Origin of the sequence: Homoserinimonas sp. OAct 916, assembly GCF_003260275.1 — a bacterium.
Classification (GTDB): Bacteria; Actinomycetota; Actinomycetes; order Actinomycetales; family Microbacteriaceae; genus OACT-916.
The window spans coordinates 15535-34140 of the sequence record NZ_QJHB01000017.1 but is presented as its reverse complement, the minus strand read 5'-3'; the positions used below and the strand labels follow the sequence as shown (position 1 = coordinate 34140).

Annotated in this window: 14 protein-coding genes, 2 rRNA genes and 1 pseudogene; 15 read left to right on the top strand and 2 right to left on the bottom strand. The window is 66.4% G+C overall.

All coding sequences use genetic code 11. The annotated features are described in order from the left end of the window. From DL891_RS15875 to xerD, 11 genes are all read left to right on the top strand, one after another. Window positions 1-125 (top strand): 23S ribosomal RNA (locus tag DL891_RS15875); the annotation flags it as partial. Window positions 126-294: 169 nt separating this feature from the next. Next, a 5S ribosomal RNA gene (rrf, locus tag DL891_RS15870) occupies window positions 295-411 on the top strand. 309 nt (window positions 412-720) lie between these two features. Then, entirely contained in the window at window positions 721-2160 is a 1440-nt protein-coding gene (locus DL891_RS17585) for a hypothetical protein (protein WP_232819224.1), read from the top strand. Further along, on the top strand, window positions 2135-3145 hold the full coding sequence (locus DL891_RS15860; RefSeq protein WP_111721469.1) for an HAD-IIA family hydrolase: 1011 nt from the start codon (window positions 2135-2137) through the stop codon (window positions 3143-3145). The genes DL891_RS17585 and DL891_RS15860 overlap by 26 nt, the downstream gene beginning before the upstream one ends. A gap of 27 nt (window positions 3146-3172) precedes the next feature. Further along, a complete protein-coding gene (locus tag DL891_RS15855) occupies window positions 3173-3385 on the top strand; it encodes a hypothetical protein (protein WP_111721468.1) in 213 nt (70 codons plus the stop codon). Beyond that, a complete protein-coding gene (locus DL891_RS15850) occupies window positions 3339-4319 on the top strand; it encodes a TlyA family RNA methyltransferase (protein ID WP_232819223.1) in 981 nt (326 codons plus the stop codon). The genes DL891_RS15855 and DL891_RS15850 overlap by 47 nt, the downstream gene beginning before the upstream one ends. A gap of 66 nt (window positions 4320-4385) precedes the next feature. Further along, window positions 4386-5321 (top strand): NAD kinase, encoded by a 936-nt coding sequence (locus DL891_RS15845; protein ID WP_111721467.1) that lies wholly within the window; start codon window positions 4386-4388, stop codon window positions 5319-5321. Further along, window positions 5314-7038 carry a DNA repair protein RecN gene (gene recN, locus DL891_RS15840; protein ID WP_111721466.1) on the top strand — a complete coding sequence of 575 codons (1725 nt, stop codon included), beginning with the start codon at window positions 5314-5316 and terminating at the stop codon, window positions 7036-7038. Before DL891_RS15845 ends, recN begins: the two co-directional genes overlap by 8 nt. A 77-nt stretch (window positions 7039-7115) precedes the next feature. Continuing rightward, complete coding sequence (locus tag DL891_RS15835; RefSeq protein WP_111721475.1) at window positions 7116-8804, top strand: CTP synthase; 1689 nt, start codon at window positions 7116-7118, stop codon at window positions 8802-8804. Between the two features lie 4 nt (window positions 8805-8808). Beyond that, window positions 8809-9462 (top strand): NUDIX hydrolase, encoded by a 654-nt coding sequence (locus DL891_RS15830; RefSeq protein WP_111721465.1) that lies wholly within the window; start codon window positions 8809-8811, stop codon window positions 9460-9462. A gap of 1 nt (window position 9463) precedes the next feature. Beyond that, window positions 9464-10369: a site-specific tyrosine recombinase XerD gene (gene xerD, locus DL891_RS15825; protein WP_111721464.1), complete on the top strand. Its 906-nt coding sequence runs from the start codon at window positions 9464-9466 to the stop codon at window positions 10367-10369. A gap of 39 nt (window positions 10370-10408) precedes the next feature. Here xerD and DL891_RS15820 read toward each other — a convergent pair whose 3' ends face one another. Both DL891_RS15820 and DL891_RS15815 read right to left on the bottom strand, forming a co-directional pair. Beyond that, complete coding sequence (locus DL891_RS15820; protein ID WP_111721463.1) at window positions 10409-11353, bottom strand: M56 family metallopeptidase; 945 nt, start codon at window positions 11351-11353, stop codon at window positions 10409-10411. A gap of 30 nt (window positions 11354-11383) precedes the next feature. Next, window positions 11384-11791: a BlaI/MecI/CopY family transcriptional regulator gene (locus tag DL891_RS15815; protein ID WP_111721462.1), complete on the bottom strand. Its 408-nt coding sequence runs from the start codon at window positions 11789-11791 to the stop codon at window positions 11384-11386. Window positions 11792-11958: 167 nt separating this feature from the next. On the opposite strand from DL891_RS15815, the gene DL891_RS15810 reads away from it, so the two are divergent. The 4 genes and pseudogenes from DL891_RS15810 to DL891_RS17575 all read left to right on the top strand — a co-directional run bounded on the left by DL891_RS15810 (window position 11959) and on the right by DL891_RS17575 (window position 18595). Continuing rightward, entirely contained in the window at window positions 11959-13365 is a 1407-nt protein-coding gene (locus tag DL891_RS15810) for a cytochrome ubiquinol oxidase subunit I (protein WP_111721461.1), read from the top strand. 9 nt (window positions 13366-13374) lie between these two features. Further along, window positions 13375-14367: pseudogene (gene cydB / locus DL891_RS15805) on the top strand (cytochrome d ubiquinol oxidase subunit II); the annotation flags it as partial. Between the two features lie 252 nt (window positions 14368-14619). After that, window positions 14620-16569: an ABC transporter ATP-binding protein/permease gene (locus DL891_RS17580; RefSeq protein ID WP_232819222.1), complete on the top strand. Its 1950-nt coding sequence runs from the start codon at window positions 14620-14622 to the stop codon at window positions 16567-16569. Next, window positions 16562-18595 carry an amino acid ABC transporter ATP-binding/permease protein gene (locus DL891_RS17575; protein ID WP_232819221.1) on the top strand — a complete coding sequence of 678 codons (2034 nt, stop codon included), beginning with the start codon at window positions 16562-16564 and terminating at the stop codon, window positions 18593-18595. The genes DL891_RS17580 and DL891_RS17575 overlap by 8 nt, the downstream gene beginning before the upstream one ends. Window positions 18596-18606: the final 11 nt, after the last annotated feature.

Genomic DNA, 18606 nt, shown 5'->3' with positions numbered 1-18606 from the left:
ATTTCCATGCCCCTTTGAGGGTGAGAGACTCCCGGCTAGACCACCGGGTTGATAGGCAGGATGTGGAAGTGAGGACTAAAGACTCATGGAGCTGACCTGTACTAATAAGTCGAAGACTTGATAACACTCTAATTGCTATTGTTTGCGTCCACTTTGTGGTTCTCGATGTACGGTCGAGAACGAACACACACCACCAGGTGTGATCCCAGACCACGTCGCCCCCGTCACACGGGCCGGCAGGGTTTCGGGTCACAGTTGTTGGGGTGTTGGTTCAACTGAAACATCACAGATTGTTTCGGTGGTTATAGCAAGAGGGAAACGCCCGGTCTCATTCCGAACCCGGAAGCTAAGGCTCTTTGCGCCGATGGTACTGCGAGGGGGACCTCGTGGGAGAGTAGGACACCGCCGGACTTAACTTGATAAACGATTGATGGCCACCCCACCGGGGTGGCCATCCGTCGTTAACCCGCCACCCCACACCCGCCCGGGCCACCCCACACCCGCCCGGCCCACTTCCGGGGCGCCGAGCGTGCAGCAGATGACGGAATCCGGCCCCGATAGCCTCACCTATTGCACACTGGACACCCGACCAGCACAGACCAAACCAGACCAGACCAGACCAGCACAGCACGCGCCCGCCGTTCGTGACACGGCACGACCAGTACTCGGCCCAGACACGGTAGCGTGATACCCGGAAACAACAACACAGAGGGAGTTCGTGTGAACGACTCAACCAACCGGCCAGACGGCGCACGGGACCATCGGCCCCGAGGGACGAAAGCCTGGACTTCGCGCGATGCACGGCCTCGCACGGGCGGCAGCCGCAGCGGTGACGCCGGCGCCCAGAAGAACCGTGGAAGTCGCGACGCCTCCAGCGATCGATCAGGTCGTGACTCGCAGCGCGCCGGCAGGCGGCCGGAGCCGCTGACCGAAGAGGAGAAGCTGGCCCGTGCGCTCAAACCCGTGCGCAGTCGGCACGACGACCCTGAGATTCCAGACGACGTCGAGCCGGCAGAGTTGGACAGGATAGCCCGCAACGAGCTGAAGACGCTGACCAAGGAGAACGCCGACGGCGTCGCAAGGCATCTGGTGATGGTGGCCCGGCTGATCGACGAGGATCCGAAGCTGGCACACCGGCATGCCGTGTCGGCGGCCAGGCGGGCCGGACGCATTGGCGTTGTTCGCGAGACCCTAGCCATCACCGCGTACTCGGTCGGAGACTTCGCCCTCGCCCTCAGGGAACTGCGCACCTACCGCCGCATCTCCGGTTCGAACGAACAGCTTCCGCTGATGGTCGACAGCGAGCGTGGAATTGGCCGCCCCGACCGGGCATTGGAGCTTGGGCGTTCGGTGGATCGGAGCACACTGAGCCCGGGAACGCAGGCACTGCTGGCCATCGCTATGTCGGGCGCCCGCCTCGATCAGGGCCACCCGGAACAGGCCCTGCGTGAACTGGAGGTGCCTCAGCTGGACCCCACGCGGGCATACTCCTACAGTCCCGACCTGTTCCACGCCTATGCCGAGGTGCTCGAGGAACTTGGCCGCGCGGACGAGGGACGAACCTGGCGACAGCGTGCGGAGGTCGCGGTCGAGGCTTTGGACGAAGCCGCAGGCGTTCACACCGGTGACGACGACGAGACGATCAACATCGAAGAGATCGATCTGGAGGAGCTGGAGCCCAGCGCCGACCAGGACGCGGAAGACATCGTCGAAGCTGAAGCTGAAGCTGAAGCTGAAGCCGAAGCTGAAGCCGAAGCTGACGCCGAATCCGAAGCCGTACACGAACCCGAATCTGGATCCGGAACGGATGTCGTTGGCGCTGCTGACGACGCCTCTGAGACTGATCCTGTCATCGACGAATCTGCCCCCACGGGCACTTCATCGGCGGATCCTCTTCCGTCGGATCTCGACACTGAAGACGTTGCCCGGTCGGAGCCGACACGTGCCGATTCGGAGCCGAAGAAATCTTCTCCGAAGAAAGCTGCGTTGAAGAAAGTCGCCGTGAAGAGCGACGCTCCGGAAAGCGCTGCATTGACGAGCGATGCTGCCAAGACGACGGTGAAGAAGAATGTTGTGAAGAACAATGTTGGGAAGACCAGAACTGTGAAGAATGAAGGAGAGGAGCCCGGTGCGGATGCCGAGCCTGCGTCGACCAAGTAGCGACGCCACCCCGCTGGATGGAGTCGATGTCGTTCTCGCCGACCTCGACGGAGTCGTGTACAAGGGGCACCAGGCGATCGAATACGCGGTGGAGTCCCTGGAGAAAGCGGCGCTGAACGCCCGCGTCGGCTACATCACGAATAATGCCTCCCGCACTGATCAATCGGTGGCGACGCAACTGGTCGGCCTCGGCCTTGGGGCGACCGCCAACGATGTGGTCACCAGTTCGCAGGCTGCCGTGCGCCTTCTGGCCACGGAGGTTGCGCCGAAATCCTTGATCCTCGTGATCGGGGGCGAAGGTCTTCGCGTTGAGGTCGAACGAGCCGGTTTTCGAATCACCGACAGTGCCGACGACCTGCCGGATGCCGTCATACAGGGCTTTTCTCCTGATCTGGCCTGGGTGCACCTGGCCGAGGCCGCGTTCGCCCTCGCACGTGGCATCCCGTGGGTGGCCACCAACATGGACTGGACCATCCCGGTGGCCAGGGGAGTGGCGCCCGGCAATGGCACGCTGGTCTCGGCCGTGCATTCCCCGGTGGGCCGGCTGCCGATCGTCGGAGGCAAGCCGGAGCGTGCGATCTTCGACGAGGCTCGTCGTCGCTTCGATGCGACCAGCCCGTTATTCATCGGGGACCGGTTGGACACAGACATCATGGGCGCGAATCGCGCCGAGATGCCGAGCCTGCTCGTGCTCACGGGAATCGACCGGGCAAAGCAACTGCTCGCCGCCGATGCCAAGTCACGGCCGGATTACATCATCGAAGATCTGCGCCAGTTGCACGAACCGTACCCGGCGACGGTGTTCACCCGGGATGACAGCCAGGCGAAGGTTGGCCGGGCCAAGGTGCGGATCGAGGGCAACGACGTGCGGATCATCGCCGCGGGTGATTCCTCGCTCGACCTGCTGCGCGCGGCGTGTGCGGTGATCTGGAAGTCGGGTCGGGCGATCTACGGCTTGCAGGTTCCGGAGAGCCTGTACAGCTGACCCGCGGGCGTGGGTTAGCGTTGGCACGTGGAAACGACACCGAACGAACACGCGTCGAATCAGCAGGCATCAGATGAGCGCGCGTCGAGTGACCCCGCAATCAACGAACTCGACGACGGGTTGTTGTCGCGCGTGAAGGTCATCGAAGACCAGCCCCTTCCGACCCGGGCCGCGGCCTATGGGCAGGTGCACGATGAACTCAGGCAGCGCCTCGAGGGCACCGATCGGCACAATGGTTGAAGAGGGCATAGTTGAAGAGCGCATGGTTGAAGAGGGCACGGGTGAAAACGGCGCGACTGGAGCAGGCATGATGGAGACCGGAGTGCCTGGGGCCGGAGTGCCTGAGACCGGAGTGCCTGAGGCCGGGGATGACGGACTCGCCGCACCGCAGCGCCTCGACGTGGCCCTCACAGCGCGGGGTCTCGCCCCGTCTCGAACCCGGGCAGCCCAGCTCATCGCCGAAGGGATGGTCACGGTCGACGGCGAGCCGACGCTGAAGGCGTCGGTGAAGGTCGCGGGGAGCCAGGAACTTGTGGTGGCGGCATCCGACCACTACGTCAGCCGGGCCGCCCACAAGCTGAATGCGGCCCTGGATACGTTCCCGGTCGATGCTTCAGGGCGCAATGCGCTCGACGTTGGCGCGTCCACCGGCGGGTTCACGCAGGTGTTGCTTGAGCGCGGCGCCGCGCATGTGGTCGCGCTCGACGTGGGGCACGACCAGCTGGTTGCCCCGATCCGCGGCGATGCCAGGGTCAGCGTGGTGGAGGGTGTGAACGCACGCTACCTGACTGCGGAACGACTCGCTGACGTCATCGGACGCACGGTCGAGCTCGACCTGGTGGTGGCGGACGTCTCGTTCATCTCGCTGCGGCAGGTGTTGCCCGCCGTATCCGGCTCGGTCGCGCCTAATGCCGATTTCGTTGTGCTCATCAAACCTCAGTTCGAGGTGGGTCGCACCGGAGTCAAAGAAGGTATCGTCACCAACGCAGACAAACGTGCTGACGCGGTGGCCGGGGTGCTGTGGGCGGCCTGGGACCTGGGGCTCGGAACACGCGGCGTGATCGCCTCGCCCATCGCGGGTGGTGCCGGAAACAAGGAATACCTTGCTCACCTGAGCCGTGGCGGCCAGAATCCGACAGAATGGTTGCAGGCGGTTTCGCGGTTGTGTGCCTAGCTGTCTTCACGACTGGGCCGCACTTCTGTTGTAGCCCGGGCCATGCCGAACGAGGGGGAGAGCACGATGAGTACTACTGAACGCGACCACTCAGCCGTTCAGCATATTCTTCTCGTTTCGCACACCGGCCGCAGCCATTCGATGGAGGCGGCAACGATGGTCTGCCGGCAACTGGTGGCGGCGGGCGCGATTCCCGTGGTGATCGGTGAGGACTGGCAGCGCCTTGTCGACTTCGATCCCGCCCTGGCCGCGGTGAAGAGACTGGGCACAGATGTCGACCTCGACCAGATCCAGATCGTGATCATTCTTGGCGGCGACGGCACCATTCTGCGCGCCGCCGAGGTGGTGCGGGGCACCGAGATTCCGCTGTTGGGGGTGAACCTCGGCCATGTCGGGTTTCTCGCCGAAGCCGAACGTGAAGACCTCTCCGACACGGTGGCCCGGGTACTCGCCGGTCGGTTCACCGTGGAGGAACGGATGGCGCTGGCCGTCTCTGTCACCGTCGATGACATCGTGGTCTACGAGGACTGGGCGCTCAACGAAGTGACCGTGGAGAAGGCGAGCGGCCAAAAGATGCTCGAAGTGGTGATCGAGGTCGATGGGCGCCCCCTGTCAGGTTTCGGTTGCGACGGAGTGATCATGTCAACTCCGACCGGATCGACCGCATACTCGTTCTCAGCCGGCGGCCCAGTTGTCTGGCCCGACGTGGAAGCCCTGCTGCTGGTGCCGTTGAGCGCGCACGCATTGTTCAGCCGCCCTCTCGTGGTCGGGCCGAAGTCGGTGATGGCCGTCGAGGTCATCGATCGCACGGGCGACACCGGCGTGCTCTGGTGTGACGGCCGCAGAACCCACGAGCTTCCTGCCGGTGCCCGGGTGGAGGCGACCCGGTCAAACACCCCGGTGCGGCTGGCCCGGTTGCACCAGAGCAAGTTCACCGACCGGCTGGTGAAGAAGTTCAACCTTCCGGTCTCAGGCTGGCGGGGGCCCGTGCAGCATGATTGACGAGATCTCGATCCGCGACCTCGGCGTGATCGCTGAGGCCACCCTGCCGTTGGGGCCGGGGCTGACCTGTTTGACGGGGGAGACCGGGGCGGGCAAGACCATGGTCGTGACCGCAGTCGGGCTGCTGCTCGGTGAGCGGGCCGATCCGGGCCGCGTGCGCGCTGGCGCCAAACAGAGTTGGGTCGAAGGGCTCTGGGGCATCGACGCATCCGGTTCGGTCGCCGAGCGCGTGCGGGACGCCGGCGGCGACCTCGACCCGAACCTGATCGACCCCGCCGAGGCAGATGCGGGCCTCTCCGGCCTCCTTCTGGGGCGTTCGGTCTCACCGGAGGGCCGAAGCCGTGCCGTGGTCGGCGGCCGCAGCGCCCCCGCGAACGTGCTTGCCGAGATCGGCAACCAGTTGGTGGTCGTGCACGGTCAGTCCGAACAGGTGCGGCTGAAATCGGCGACCGCACAACGCGATCTGCTGGACCGCTTCGGCGGCGAACAGGTGCACACCGCCCTGACCGCCTACGTCGACGCATGGACCGGCTGGCAGACAATTCGTGCCGAACTGGACACCCTCATCGACCAGCGTGACGAGCGCACACGAGAGGCAGACTCACTGCGCGAATTCGTGGAGGAAGTCACGCAGGTTGCCCCGCTACCGGGCGAAGATGACGAACTGCGGGTGCATGCCGAACGGCTCGCGAATCTCGAAGACCTGCGCCTGGCCGGCAGCGAGGCCCGAGAGGCGCTCTCGGCTGAAACCACGGACACCGTTGATGCAACCGCCCTGCTCGACGGTGCTCGCCGCCAGCTCGAACGGGTCGCCGACCACGACCCGCAGCTGGCAGAGATCCTCGGTCGGGTCGCTGAGATCGGCTACCTGGTCGCGGATGTCGCCGCCGCACTTTCCGGTTACCTTGCCGGTCTCGACACCGACGGCGCCAGGGAGTTGGAGTCGCTGAATGAGCGCCGAGCCGAACTCGCCGCCCTGTCGCGCAAATATTCCATCTCGGTCGACGAACTGGCCGAGCGCGCGGGTTCGGCCCAGGAGAGGCTGCTGGAACTCGAGACTGACGGCAGCCGCATCGACCTGCTCACCGCCCAGGTTGAAGATTTTGAAGCCAGAACGCGGGCGAGAGCCGACCGACTGACCCAGGTGCGCACCGAGTGTGCGGCCGAGTTGACGGCCCGGGTCACCGACGAACTTCAGGCGCTGGCAATGCCAGACGCGCGCCTCCGAGTCGATGTCACCCGCACCGAAACCCTGGCCGCCACCGGTCAGGATCAGGTGGAGCTGCTGCTGATGCCGCACGCGGGTGCCCCCGCCCGGCCGATCGCCCGCAGCGCCTCCGGCGGTGAACTCTCCCGTGTGATGTTGGCGTTGGAGGTCGTGATCGCCGGCACCACCCAGGTGCCCACCTTCGTCTTCGACGAGGTCGACGCGGGGGTCGGCGGTGCCGCCGCAATCGAGATCGGCCGACGGCTCGCCCGGCTCGCCGCCACCGCGCAGGTGATCGTTGTCACGCACCTGGCGCAGGTCGCCGCGTTCGCGACGAACCACCTGAGCGTGGTCAAGAACCAGGACGGTGAGTACACGGCATCGAGCGTCCGACAGCTCACCGGCGACGCCAGGGTCGCCGAAATGGCCAGGCTGCTCTCGGGCCTGCCCGACTCTGCGAGTGGTCTGGAACACGCCCGAGAACTGCTTGAGGTGGCGTCATCCGGCTGACATCGAGCCGGATACGGTGCGAACATCGCGCCGCAGTCGCCCCTCACGTCTTTCTGCTGATAGGCTAAAACCCCGTGGTGGACAATAAGAACTCGGGTAAATCGGCCAAGACAACGAAGCACATTTTCGTCACCGGTGGTGTTGTATCGTCCCTCGGCAAGGGGTTGACGGCAGCCAGTCTCGGTAACCTTCTGACCTCGCGCGGGCTCAAGGTCGTGATGCAGAAGCTCGACCCCTACCTGAACGTGGATCCGGGCACCATGAACCCGTTCCAGCATGGCGAGGTGTTCGTCACCGACGACGGGGCCGAGACCGACCTCGACATCGGGCACTACGAGCGGTTCCTCGACATCAACCTGTCGCGTGCGGCCAACGTCACCACCGGCCAGATCTATTCCGCGGTGATCGCGAAGGAGCGCCGCGGCGAATACCTGGGAGACACCGTTCAGGTCATTCCTCATATCACCGACGAGATCAAGCACCGCATGCGGCTGCAGGCCTCGAACGACCCACAGCCCGACGTGATAATCACCGAGGTGGGTGGCACCATCGGAGACATCGAAGGGTTGCCGTTCATCGAGGCCGCCCGCCAGGTGCGCCACGAACTCGGCCGCAACAACGTATTCTTCGTGCACGTGTCGCTGATCCCCTTCATCGGTCCGTCCAAAGAACAGAAGACCAAACCCACCCAGCACTCGGTCGCCGCCCTGCGTTCGATCGGCATCCAGCCAGACGCCTTGGTGTTGCGAAGCGATCGGCCGGTCGCCGATGGGATCAAACGCAAGATCGCCCTGATGTGTGACGTGGCTGAACCGGCCGTCGTCAACGTTCCCGACGTCTCGAGCATCTACGACATCCCCGCGGCACTGCACGACGAGGGTCTTGACTCCTACATCATCTCCCAGCTGGAGCTCGACACCGACGGCGTGGACTGGTCGGGTTGGGAAGAGCTCCTCGAGGTGGTGCACGACCCCAGCCACGAGGTGACGGTGGCGCTGGTCGGCAAATACATCGACCTGCCCGACGCCTACCTGTCGGTCACCGAGGCGCTGCGTGCCGGGGGTTTCGCGCACAAGGCAAAGGTGAACCTGCGCTGGGTCGGCAGCGACGAGTGCCAGACCCGTGAGCAGGCGGCCCATGCCCTGGCCGACGTCGACGCCGTCTGCGTGCCCGGCGGGTTCGGCATCCGGGGGATCGAGGGCAAACTCGGGGCATTGCAGTTCGCTCGGGAGAACGGCATCCCGGTGCTCGGCCTCTGCCTGGGCATGCAGTGCATGGTGATCGAGTATGCGCGGAACGCTGCCGGCCTGGCTGGCGCATCCTCGAGCGAGTTCGACCCTGAGACCGCCTACCCGGTGATCGCCACCATGGCCGAGCAGGTGGAGATCATCTCAGACGGCGACCTCGGCGGTACCATGCGGCTCGGCCTGTATCCGGCACAGCTCGGCGAGGGGACCCTCGCGCGCGAACTGTACGGCGCACCCATTGTCGAAGAGAGACACCGCCACCGCTACGAGGTGAACAACGCCTACCGTGCGCAGATCGCCGACGCCGGCCTGGTCTTCTCGGGGCTGTCCCCGGATGAGTCGCTGGTCGAATATGTTGAGCTTCCCCGCGAGGTGCATCCGTTCTACATCGGCACCCAGGCCCACCCAGAGCTGCGTTCCCGGCCCAACCGCTCGCATCCGCTCTTTCGTGGCCTGATCGGTGCGGCTCTCGACCGGCAGCGCGCCAGCCGGTTGTTCGAAGTCAAAGAAGACGCCTGATCGGATGCCCGACAAAGCCGAACCGCTGAGTGACCAGTTCGACCCGGCGCGGGTCTTGAACAGCGAAGTCGTCTTCGACGGTGCCGTCTGGGACATCCGCCGGGATCGGTTCGCATTCGGCGGCGACACGCTGGTGCGTGAGTACGTGGAACACCCGGGGGCCGTGGCTATTCTGGCGCTCGACGACGAGGAGAACGTGGTGCTGATCAAGCAGTATCGGCACCCGGTGCAGGTGCTCGGCTGGGAGATCCCGGCCGGCTTGCTCGATGTCACCGGTGAGGATCCGTTGGTGGCCGCGCAACGCGAGCTGGCCGAAGAGGTCGACCTGACCGCCGCCGACTGGAGCGTACTCGCCGAGTTCTTCACCACGCCGGGGTCGAGCAACGAGGCCATTCGCATCTATCTGGCCCGGGGGCTGCGCGCCACCGACGAGGCATTCGCGCGCACCGGCGAAGAGGCCGGTATGGAGACCAGGCGTGTTCCACTCGACGAGGTGGTCGATGCCGTGCTCGACCGGCGCGTTCAGAACCCGTCGCTGGTTGTCGGGGTGCTGGCCGCGCAGGTGGCACGCAGCCGTGGCTGGCAGGGCCTCGGCGCCGCCGATGCGCCCTGGCGGTGGCGCGCAGCCGGGCAAAGCCCCGGTGACTCCGGGCGTTGAGATGACGCTCGCGGCCGCCGTCGACACCTTTCTGCGTCACGTCGCGATCGAGCGGGGGCTGGCGACCAACACCGTCGCCGCCTACCGACGCGACCTCGCCGGGTACACGAGCTGGCTCGAATCCCAGGGGGTGCAGGGGCCCGCCCAGGTCACCGCTGCCCAGGTGTCGGCCTACGCGCAGCACCTGACCACGCGTGACGAGTCGAAACTCTCGGCCTCATCGATGGCTCGCGTGCTCTCGACGGTGCGCGGCTTCCACCGGTTTCTGCTGGACGAGCACGTGGTGGAGACCGATGTCGCCCACGAGATTCGGCCGCCGAAACTGGCCAGTCGTCTGCCGAAGGCGATCTCGATCGACCAGATGGCGGCACTCCTCGCGGCCACCGACGGTGACAGCGTGCAGTCACTGCGCGACAAGGCACTGCTCGAGTTGCTGTATGCGACCGGCGCACGGGTGAGCGAGGCGGTCGACCTCAACGTCGACGACGTCTTCGAGGAAGACATCGTGAGGTTGATGGGCAAGGGCGGCAAGCAGCGGATCGTGCCGCTCGGAAGCTACGCGCGCTCAGCCATCGACGCGTACCTGGTGCGGGCCAGACCCACGCTGTCGGTGCGCGGAAAATCAACGCCGGCACTGTTCCTGGGGCTGCGCGGGCAACGGGTTTCCCGGCAGAACGCGTGGCTGATCATTCAGGCGGCCGCCAAGCGGGCGAAGCTCGAGGTTCAGGTGTCGCCACACACGTTCCGGCATTCGTTCGCCACCCACCTGCTGGCCGGCGGTGCCGACGTGCGTGTCGTGCAGGAGTTGCTCGGGCACTCCTCCGTGGCCACCACGCAGATCTACACCCTGGTCACGATCGACTCACTGCGCGACACCTACACCACCTCGCATCCGCGGGCGCGCTGACGGTTCACCGACCGGCAGCCAGCCGCCACGTGCGTGTGCTCAGGCGAGCAGCAGCATCGCCGTTGGCACCGCCACCAGCGCGACCGAGGCCAAGGTCACGGCGGTGCCGGTGGCCGGGGCGAGCGGGTGCGTGGGGTGGAGCAGCCGGCGCACCCGATCCGTGGTCACATCCCCGTCAGGAAACTCATGGCCCGGCTCCGCCCGGCTCAGGGCGATCGGCCCGGTCTGCAGCACCGGCGACGCACCGACGAGCATGATTGCACGCGCCAGTGTGCGCCGCTCGACTTCGTGGCAGGCCTGGTCATCGGCAAGCATCTCAACCAAGAGGGCCACGGCGTTCTGAGCCTTCGACGTGATCGGGAACCAGGGCAGGGCGCCGTGCCATGATTTGAAGGCGAGCAGCACGAGGTGGTGGCGTTGGCTCAGGTGTGCCCGTTCGTGGGCGATCACGGCGCGCAATTCATCGGCGGTGAGTATTGCCAGCAGACCGGCTGAGAGCACGGTGAGAGAACCCGTGAAGCCGGGCAGGCAGTACGCGAGCGCTGATTGTGTGTCGAGCACACGGGTGCGCGGCACATCGGCGGACGGCTCGCTGAGCAGGTTCACCAGCAGGCGGTGCCGGTGCTGCTGCCGGGCGGCGCGCACGAACGTCGCGAACAGGTTGAGCAGCAGGTGAATGCCCAAGAACAGTGCGCCGCACAGGGCGAGAACATGGTCGATTCTCATTTCCGCCGGAAAGGCCCCGTCGAGCACGGAGGACCACAGGCCTCGCAGTCCGGACAGCAGGGTGTCTCCGAACGGGATGACCCCATAGGTGAACAGCGATCCAATCATCGCCAGGCCGCCGGCGAGGGCGATCGACTGCCACAGGACGAGGGCAACCGCCGGGGAGCGTGTCGGCCACGCCGACCTGGCCAGCAGGATCGGGATCGGCCAGGCCAGGGCGAGTGCAACTGCGGCGAGCAGTACGGCAGCGATCAGCACGCTAGGTAACCCAGTGGCCGCGAGGGCCGGTCACACCTGCTGGGAAACCGGGGTGTCCTTGAGGAGTCGCCGGAGTTCGCGGGCCTCCTCCGGGGAGACCTGGCCGATGAACCGGGCGAGCGCGGCCTCCCGGCGTTCGCCGACCCCGAGCACGTCGTCGACGACTTGGGCCGTGTGCTCCGCGCGGGTGTGCCGGGCCCGATACTCGTGCGGGCGGATCGTTCGGTCTCGGCTCACGAAGCTCTTCTTCTCCAGGCGGGAGAGCACGGTCATCACGGTCGTGATCGCGAGTTCTTTCCTTGTGGCCACTCCGGTTGCCGAAGTCTCAGGCGACGGGTGCTCGGCCAGCCGCTCCCGAACCTCCGGCGCGGGCAGGGAGTCAGCGCTGTCCCAGAGGACGTCCATGATTGCTCGCTCAAGTTCACCCAGATTTGCCATGACACCAGCTTAGCCGATTTTGTTCTACGTGGCGTAGAGGGATAGTGTTCTACCGGGCGTAGAGCACGGTTGCACTTGGAGCTCAGGAGTGCCGTGCGCTCCCGTTCCTGTCAGTCTGCCGCCGCGCCCACCTCACTGTTAGGCAGCCCCACGAACGGAGTTACACATTGGTCGACTGGCTGGATCCGTTACTTCTGGCCCGATGGCAATTCGGGCTCACCACGATCTACCACTTTCTGTTCGTGCCGCTCACGATCGGCCTGGCATTCACCGTCGCCATCTTCCAGACCATGTGGGTGCGCACCGACCACGCCAAGTACCTTCAACTCACGAAGTTCTTCGGCACCATCTTTCTGATCAACTTCGCCATGGGCGTGGTGACCGGCATCGTGCAGGAGTTTCAGTTCGGCATGAACTGGTCGGACTACTCCCGCTTCGTCGGCGACGTCTTCGGGGCACCGTTGGCGTTCGAGGGCATCCTCGCCTTCTTCCTGGAGGCGACCTTCATTGGACTGTGGATCTTTGGCTGGGACAAACTGCCCCGGGGCATCCACCTGGCCTGCATCTGGATCGTCTCTGCTGGCAGCATCGCCTCTGCCTATTTCATCATCGCGGCGAACGCCTTCATGCAGAACCCGATTGCGTTCCAGATGAACGAGGAGAAGGGCCGCGCCGAGCTGACCAGCATCGGTGAGCTGCTGGCGAACCCGATCGCGCTCGCCGCCTTTCCGCACACCATCTTCGCCTGTTTCATGGTCTCCGCCGGCCTGATCATCACGGTCGCCGCCTGGCACCTGGCCCGCAACCAACACCTGGAGACGATGCGCCCGGCGCTCAAGTTCGGGCTCTGGATGATGCTGATCGCCGGCGTTGCCACCACGTTCTTCGGCGACCAGTTGAGCCTGGCGATGGTCGAGGCCCAGCCGATGAAGATGGCGGCGGCGGAGGCGCTGTACCACACGACGGCCGGTGCATCCTTCTCGGTGTTCACCCTCGGCACCCCCGACGGCGTGCACGAGTTGTTCTCGATCCGGGTGCCGCACCTGCTCTCGTTCCTGTCGACCCACGACTTCTTCGGCACGGTCGAGGGCATCAACAACTTGCAGGACCAGTACCAGACGCTCTACGGCCCGGGCGACTACACCCCCATCATCTGGGTGACCTACTGGTCGTTCCGCTGGATGATCGGCCTCGGCATGATCCACATGCTGGTCGCCGTCGTCGGCCTCTGGCTGACCCGCAAGGGCAGGATGCCCGCCAATCCGTGGGTCTGGCGCGCCGCGGTCTGGGCCTTCCCCGCCTCGCTGGCGGCGATGACAATGGGTTGGATCTTCACCGAGATGGGCCGCCAACCCTGGCTGGTGTTCGGCCTGCTCAAGACGGCCGACGGTGTCTCGCCCGGGGTCAGCGGCCTCGAGGTGCTGATCTCGCTGATCGCGTTCACCCTGGTCTACGGCATCCTCGCCGTCGTCGAATTCAAACTGATCGTCCGCGCGGTGAAGAAGGGGCCGGATGACCTGCCGGCCCCCGACCCGGAAACCGGCGTCGTCACCCCACGTGTCACGGTCTACTAGGAGCGGATGATGGATCTTTCAATACTCTGGTTCTGGATCATCGCGGTCCTGTTCATCGGCTATTTCGTGCTCGACGGCTTCGACTTCGGGGTGGGCATGTCGCTGCCGTTCCTCGGCAGGAAAGACGTCGACCGGCGGGTGCTGATCAACACCATCGGCCCGGTCTGGGATCTGAACGAGACCTGGGTGATCGTGGCCGGTGCCGCGCTGTTCGCGGCGTTCCCCGAGTGGTACGCCACCTTGTTCAGCGGGTTCTACCTGCCGCTGCTGCTGATCCTGCTCGCCCTGATTGTGCGCGGGGTGTCATTCGAATACCGGCACCAGCGGCCGGAGAGCCACTGGAAGAAGTGGTTCGACGGCATGATCGTGGTCGGCTCCGCGGTGCCCTCACTGCTGTGGGGAGTCGCCTTCGCGAACATCGTGCGCGGGGTGCCGCTGGATGCCAACCACGACTACATCGGCGGCTTCTTCAACCTGCTGAACCCCTATGCGCTGCTCGGTGGCGTGACCACGCTGATGCTGTTCTTCACCCACGGGGTGATCTTCGCCAGCCTGAAGACCACCGGCGACCTACGGGCTCGGGCCCGCGCCCTGGCGGTCAAGGCGGGCGTGATCACCATCGTGGTGGCCGCGGTGTTCCTGGCCTGGACGGTCATCTCCTTCGGCACGAGCGTCACCGCGGTGCTCGCGGCGGTCGCGGCTGTGGCACTGATCGGCGCGTTCCTCGCCAACCTGCGCGGTGCCGAGGGCTGGGCGTTCACATTGATGGCGCTCACGATCGCCCTCGCCGTGCTCGCCCTGTTCTCCGCCCTGTTTCCGAACGTCATGCCCGCCAGCAACGACCCGGCCAACAGCCTGACCATCGAGAACGCGTCGTCGACGCCGTACACCCTGCAGGTGATGACCTGGACCGCGGCGATCTCGATGCCGCTCGTGCTGCTCTATCAGGGCTGGACCTACTGGGTGTTTCGCAAGCGGGTCACCGGCGCCTACATCGAGAAGGCGGACGGTGCGAGGGCGGACGGTGCGAGGGCGGACGGTGCGAGGGCGGACGGTGCCAGGGCTTCGAGACGATCCTCCTCTGTCGGATCCCTCAACCCGCAGGACTCTGCTCTTACGTTGGCTGAGGGGTTGCGCAGCGACCATCTCGCAGCCGAACAGGCCGTCACCGCCAGCGGCGACGACATGGACGAACTCGACGCGGGTCTGAACCAGGTCGACGCCCCACCGGCCGGGAGCTGACCCGACTCCGCGATGCGCCCCCTCGACCCCAGGCTGCTCACCCACGCCACCGCGGCGCGGAGCTTCCTCGCGCTCGGCGCGGTGCTCGGCCTTGCGCAGACGGTCACGATCGTCGCGTTCTGCTGGCTGCTGAGCAGCGTGATATCCTCGGCCATCGACGGGCAGCCTCTGGGGCGACTGGCCCAGCAGGTGGGCGCTCTGGCGGCGGTGGTGATCGTGCGCTCGGTGCTCATCTGGCTGGTCGAGGTGACGGCCACGCGGGGGGCCGCGCGGGTGAAGAGCCAATTGCGCACCCTGGTACTCAGCCGAGTGGGCGAGCTCGGGCCGGACTGGCTGGCCGGGCGGCGCAGTGTGCGGGTCACGACGGTGATCTCGACCGGGCTCGACGCCCTCGACGATTACTTCGGCCGCTACCTGCCGCAGCTGCTGCTGACCGTGATCGCCACGCCGATCCTGGTGGCGGCGATGTTCTGGCTGGATGTGCCGAGCGGAGTGACTGTGATCATCGCGCTGCCGCTCATCCCGATCTTCATGATGCTGATCGGCTGGCGAACCCAGGCGGTGCAGCAGCGCTCCTGGGAGAGCCTGCAGACGTTGTCGACGGCGTTTCTGGACCTGGTCGGGGGACTGTCGACGCTCAAGATCTTCGGCCGTGAACGGCGGCAGTTCGACCGGGTGAGGCGCGTCACCGACGACTACCGCGTCGAAACGATGCGCGTTCTTCGGGTCACCTTCTTGAGCGGATTCGCCCTTGAGCTGGCGGCCAGCCTGTCGGTGGCGCTGGTCGCGGTCTCGGTCGGCCTGCGGATGCTCGACGGCCAGCTGTCGCTGGCGGTCGGCCTGTTCGTGCTGCTGCTGGCGCCGGAGGCGTTCGCACCGCTGCGCCAGGTCGGCGCCCAGTTCCACGCCGCCGCCGACGGCGTGGCCGCCGCCGAGGAGGTCTTCCAGATCCTCGAGGAGCAGCCCGCCGCTCAGCAGCGTGACGCTTCCGCCTCGCTGGTTGAGGAATCCGAGGTACGAGAATTATCTCGAAACCGCGGTGTTGGGCTTGTCCCGCGGGTTGAGGGATCCGACGGAGGAGGATCGTCTCGAAACCCACTGCAATCCGTGCGGGGCTTCGAGACGGTCGCTGCGCGTCCCCTCAGCCAGCGTAAAGGGGCATCCTCGCGGGTCGAGGTACGAGGATCGTCTCGAAACCGCGGGGTGGGGAGTTTTCCGCGGGTTGAGGGATCCGAGGTACGAGGATCGTCTCGAAACCGCGGTGTTGGGGTTTTTCCGCGGGTTGAGGGATCCGACGGAGGAGGATCGTCTCGAAACCCCCGCGCCCTCCTTCGCGTGGAGCAGCTCACCGTCACCCGCGGCACCCACCGCGTGCTCGACAGGCTCAACGCCGAATTCGCCCCCGGACAGATCACGGTCGTCTCCGGCCCAAGCGGCTGCGGAAAATCGACCCTCATCGGCGCCCTGCTCGGGTTCACCCCGTATGGCGGACGCATCACCCTTGCCGGACACGAGATCACCCCCACCGACGATCGCGCCTGGCTGTCTTGGGCGGGGCAGCGCCCCGGACTGATGACCGGAACCGTGGCCGAGAACGTGGCCCTGGGCGATCCGGCGGACGAATTCGACTCCGCGTTGGTGGCCTGGTCACTCGAGGCCGCCGCGGCCGGCGAACTGGACGGTTCCGAGATGCTTGGGGTAAACGGGGCAGGGCTCTCCGGCGGCCAGGCGCAACGGGTGGCGGTAGCACGGGCCCTCTACCGCAGCCAACGGCACGATTGTGCGGTGGTGGCGCTTGACGAGCCCAGTTCGGCGCTCGACGCCGACGCCGAGCAGAAACTCATCCACGGACTTCGCCTGCTCGCCGACCAGGGTCGGACCGTGATCGTGGTCAGCCATCGGCCAGCGCTGCTCGACGCCGCCGACACCGAGTTGCGGATGGGGGAGCGTGCGTATGTCTAGAACCGAACTGCCTAGAACCGAACTGCCCAGAGCCGACGACTCCGGCGCCGACGTGCCCGGGGCCGTCGACCTCCGCCCGGTCCTCCGGCTCGCACAGCCCGGTTTCAGGCGCTTTCTCCCCGGGCTGCTGGCGGGCGTGCTCAGCGCCGGCTTCGGGGTGGGGCTTCTCGCGGTCTCGGCGTGGCTGATCACCCGCGCCGCCGAGATGCCGCCCATCCTGTACCTGTCGATGGCGGTCGTCGGGGTGCGCGCGTTCGCCCTCGGGCGTGCCGTGTTCCGCTACCTGGAGCGTCTGGCCAGCCACGATGCCGCCTTCCGGCAGTTGACGGATGTGCGCCTCGGCCTGCTCGCCCGAATGATGCCGTTGGCACCGGCCGGGCTGACCCGCACCCGCCGCGGCGACCTGCTGACGCGGCTGGTGCGCGATGTCGACGACCTGCAAGACCTGCCGCTCAGGGTCGTGCAGCCGGTTGTGACCGCCGTCATCGTGGCCGTTCTTGCCGTTGCCGGTGTCGCCCTGCTGCACCCGATGGCCGCCGCCTGTCTCGCCGCCGGCCTGGTGCTGGCGGCACTGCTCGGAACCGGCTCGGCGAGCATCCTGGCGGCGGTCAGTGAGCGCAGACTGGCACCGCTGCGCGGTGAACTCACCGAAGAGGTGTTGGAGACGGTGCAGAATCTGGACGTTCTCAGCGCCTTCGGGGCGCTGGGGGGCCGGCTGGATCGAGTGCGCGACGCGGATGCCCGGTTGCGCCGGGCGACGCTCGGGCGGTCCCTCGGTATGGGCGTGCAGGCCGCGATCGTCGCCCTGTTTGCGGGTCTGGTGACCGTGGCGACGCTCGTCATCGGCATCCCGGCGCTCGACACCGGGGCGACGGCCCAGTCCTGGACGCTGACCGGGCCCGCGCTCGCCGTGATCGTGCTGGTGCCCATGGCCGTGTTCGAGGTGTTCGCCGTGATGCCGGCCGCCCTCGGCGCTTGGCGGCAGGTGCGCTCCAGCGCCCGCCGGGTGGCCACCGCGGTTCCGACCGGCGTGCCGGCTGAGATTCCAAGCGAGTATTCGGCGGAGCGGGACACCGACGAGTCGCAACCCGCGCAGGGCTTCGAGACTGGGCCCACATCGCCGGTACCGAACGATGCGCCAGCATCCGGCGGCCGTGCGAGGGGGAGCGCTGCGCGACCCCTCAGCCAGCGTAAGGGGGAAGGTTTTTCGCGGGTTGAGGGAGCCGAGGTACGAGGATCGTCTCGAAACCGCGGGGTTGAGGTTTTTCCGCGGGTTGAGGGAGCCGACGAAGAAGGATCGTCTCGAAACCGCGGGGTTGAGGTTTTTCCGCGGGTTGAGGGATCCGACGAAGGAGGATCGTCTCGAAACCCCACCGGCCACGTTCTCGAATTGGCCGACGTCGCCGTGCGGTGGCCCGGCGCCGGCAGCGATGCCGTCTCAGGGGTGAGCCTCCGACTCGCTCCCGGTGACCGGGTGCACCTGGCCGGCCCGAGCGGATCGGGCAAGAGCACCGTCGCGATGGCGTTGGTGCGCTTCTTGGAATACACCGGCAGCTACCGTCTCGACGGCATCGAGGCCCGGGAATGGCCCCATGATCGGTTGCGAAAGGTCGTGGGCCTGTGCCAGCAGGATCCGTGGTTGTTCGACGAAAGCATCCGCCAGAACCTGCTGTTCGCACGCGACACCGCCACCGACGACGACCTCATCGAGGTGCTTGAGCGGGTGGGTCTCGGGGAGTGGCTGGCCGAACGCGGGGGACTGGAGGCCCGTGTGGGCGAGCGGGGAGCGCTCGTCTCCGGTGGCCAGGCGCAGCGGATCGCCCTCGCCCGCGCCCTGCTCGCCGACTTCGAGATCCTGGTGATCGACGAGCCGACCGCGAACGTCGACCGGGAGACGGGGGAGCGGTTGATCCGCGATATCCTCACCGCGGCCGCCGACGATGCACGGGCCGTGCTGCTCATCTCGCACACCCCGGTGCCCTCAGACCTGGTCACCGCCCGGGTCACCCTGCCCGCGCGCGGCTGAACTCGCTCTCG

Coding starts and splice junctions, on each gene's coding strand:
- DL891_RS15860 (WP_111721469.1), top strand. CDS start 2,135: ATGCCGAGCCTGCGTCGACCAAGTAGCGACGCCACCCCGCTGGATGGA.
- DL891_RS15850 (WP_232819223.1), top strand. CDS start 3,339: ATGAACTCAGGCAGCGCCTCGAGGGCACCGATCGGCACAATGGTTGAA.
- DL891_RS15845 (WP_111721467.1), top strand. CDS start 4,386: ATGAGTACTACTGAACGCGACCACTCAGCCGTTCAGCATATTCTTCTC.
- recN (WP_111721466.1), top strand. CDS start 5,314: ATGATTGACGAGATCTCGATCCGCGACCTCGGCGTGATCGCTGAGGCC.
- DL891_RS15830 (WP_111721465.1), top strand. CDS start 8,809: ATGCCCGACAAAGCCGAACCGCTGAGTGACCAGTTCGACCCGGCGCGG.
- xerD (WP_111721464.1), top strand. CDS start 9,464: ATGACGCTCGCGGCCGCCGTCGACACCTTTCTGCGTCACGTCGCGATC.
- DL891_RS15815 (WP_111721462.1), bottom strand. CDS start 11,791: ATGGCAAATCTGGGTGAACTTGAGCGAGCAATCATGGACGTCCTCTGG.
- DL891_RS17580 (WP_232819222.1), top strand. CDS start 14,620: ATGCGCCCCCTCGACCCCAGGCTGCTCACCCACGCCACCGCGGCGCGG.
- DL891_RS17575 (WP_232819221.1), top strand. CDS start 16,562: ATGTCTAGAACCGAACTGCCTAGAACCGAACTGCCCAGAGCCGACGAC.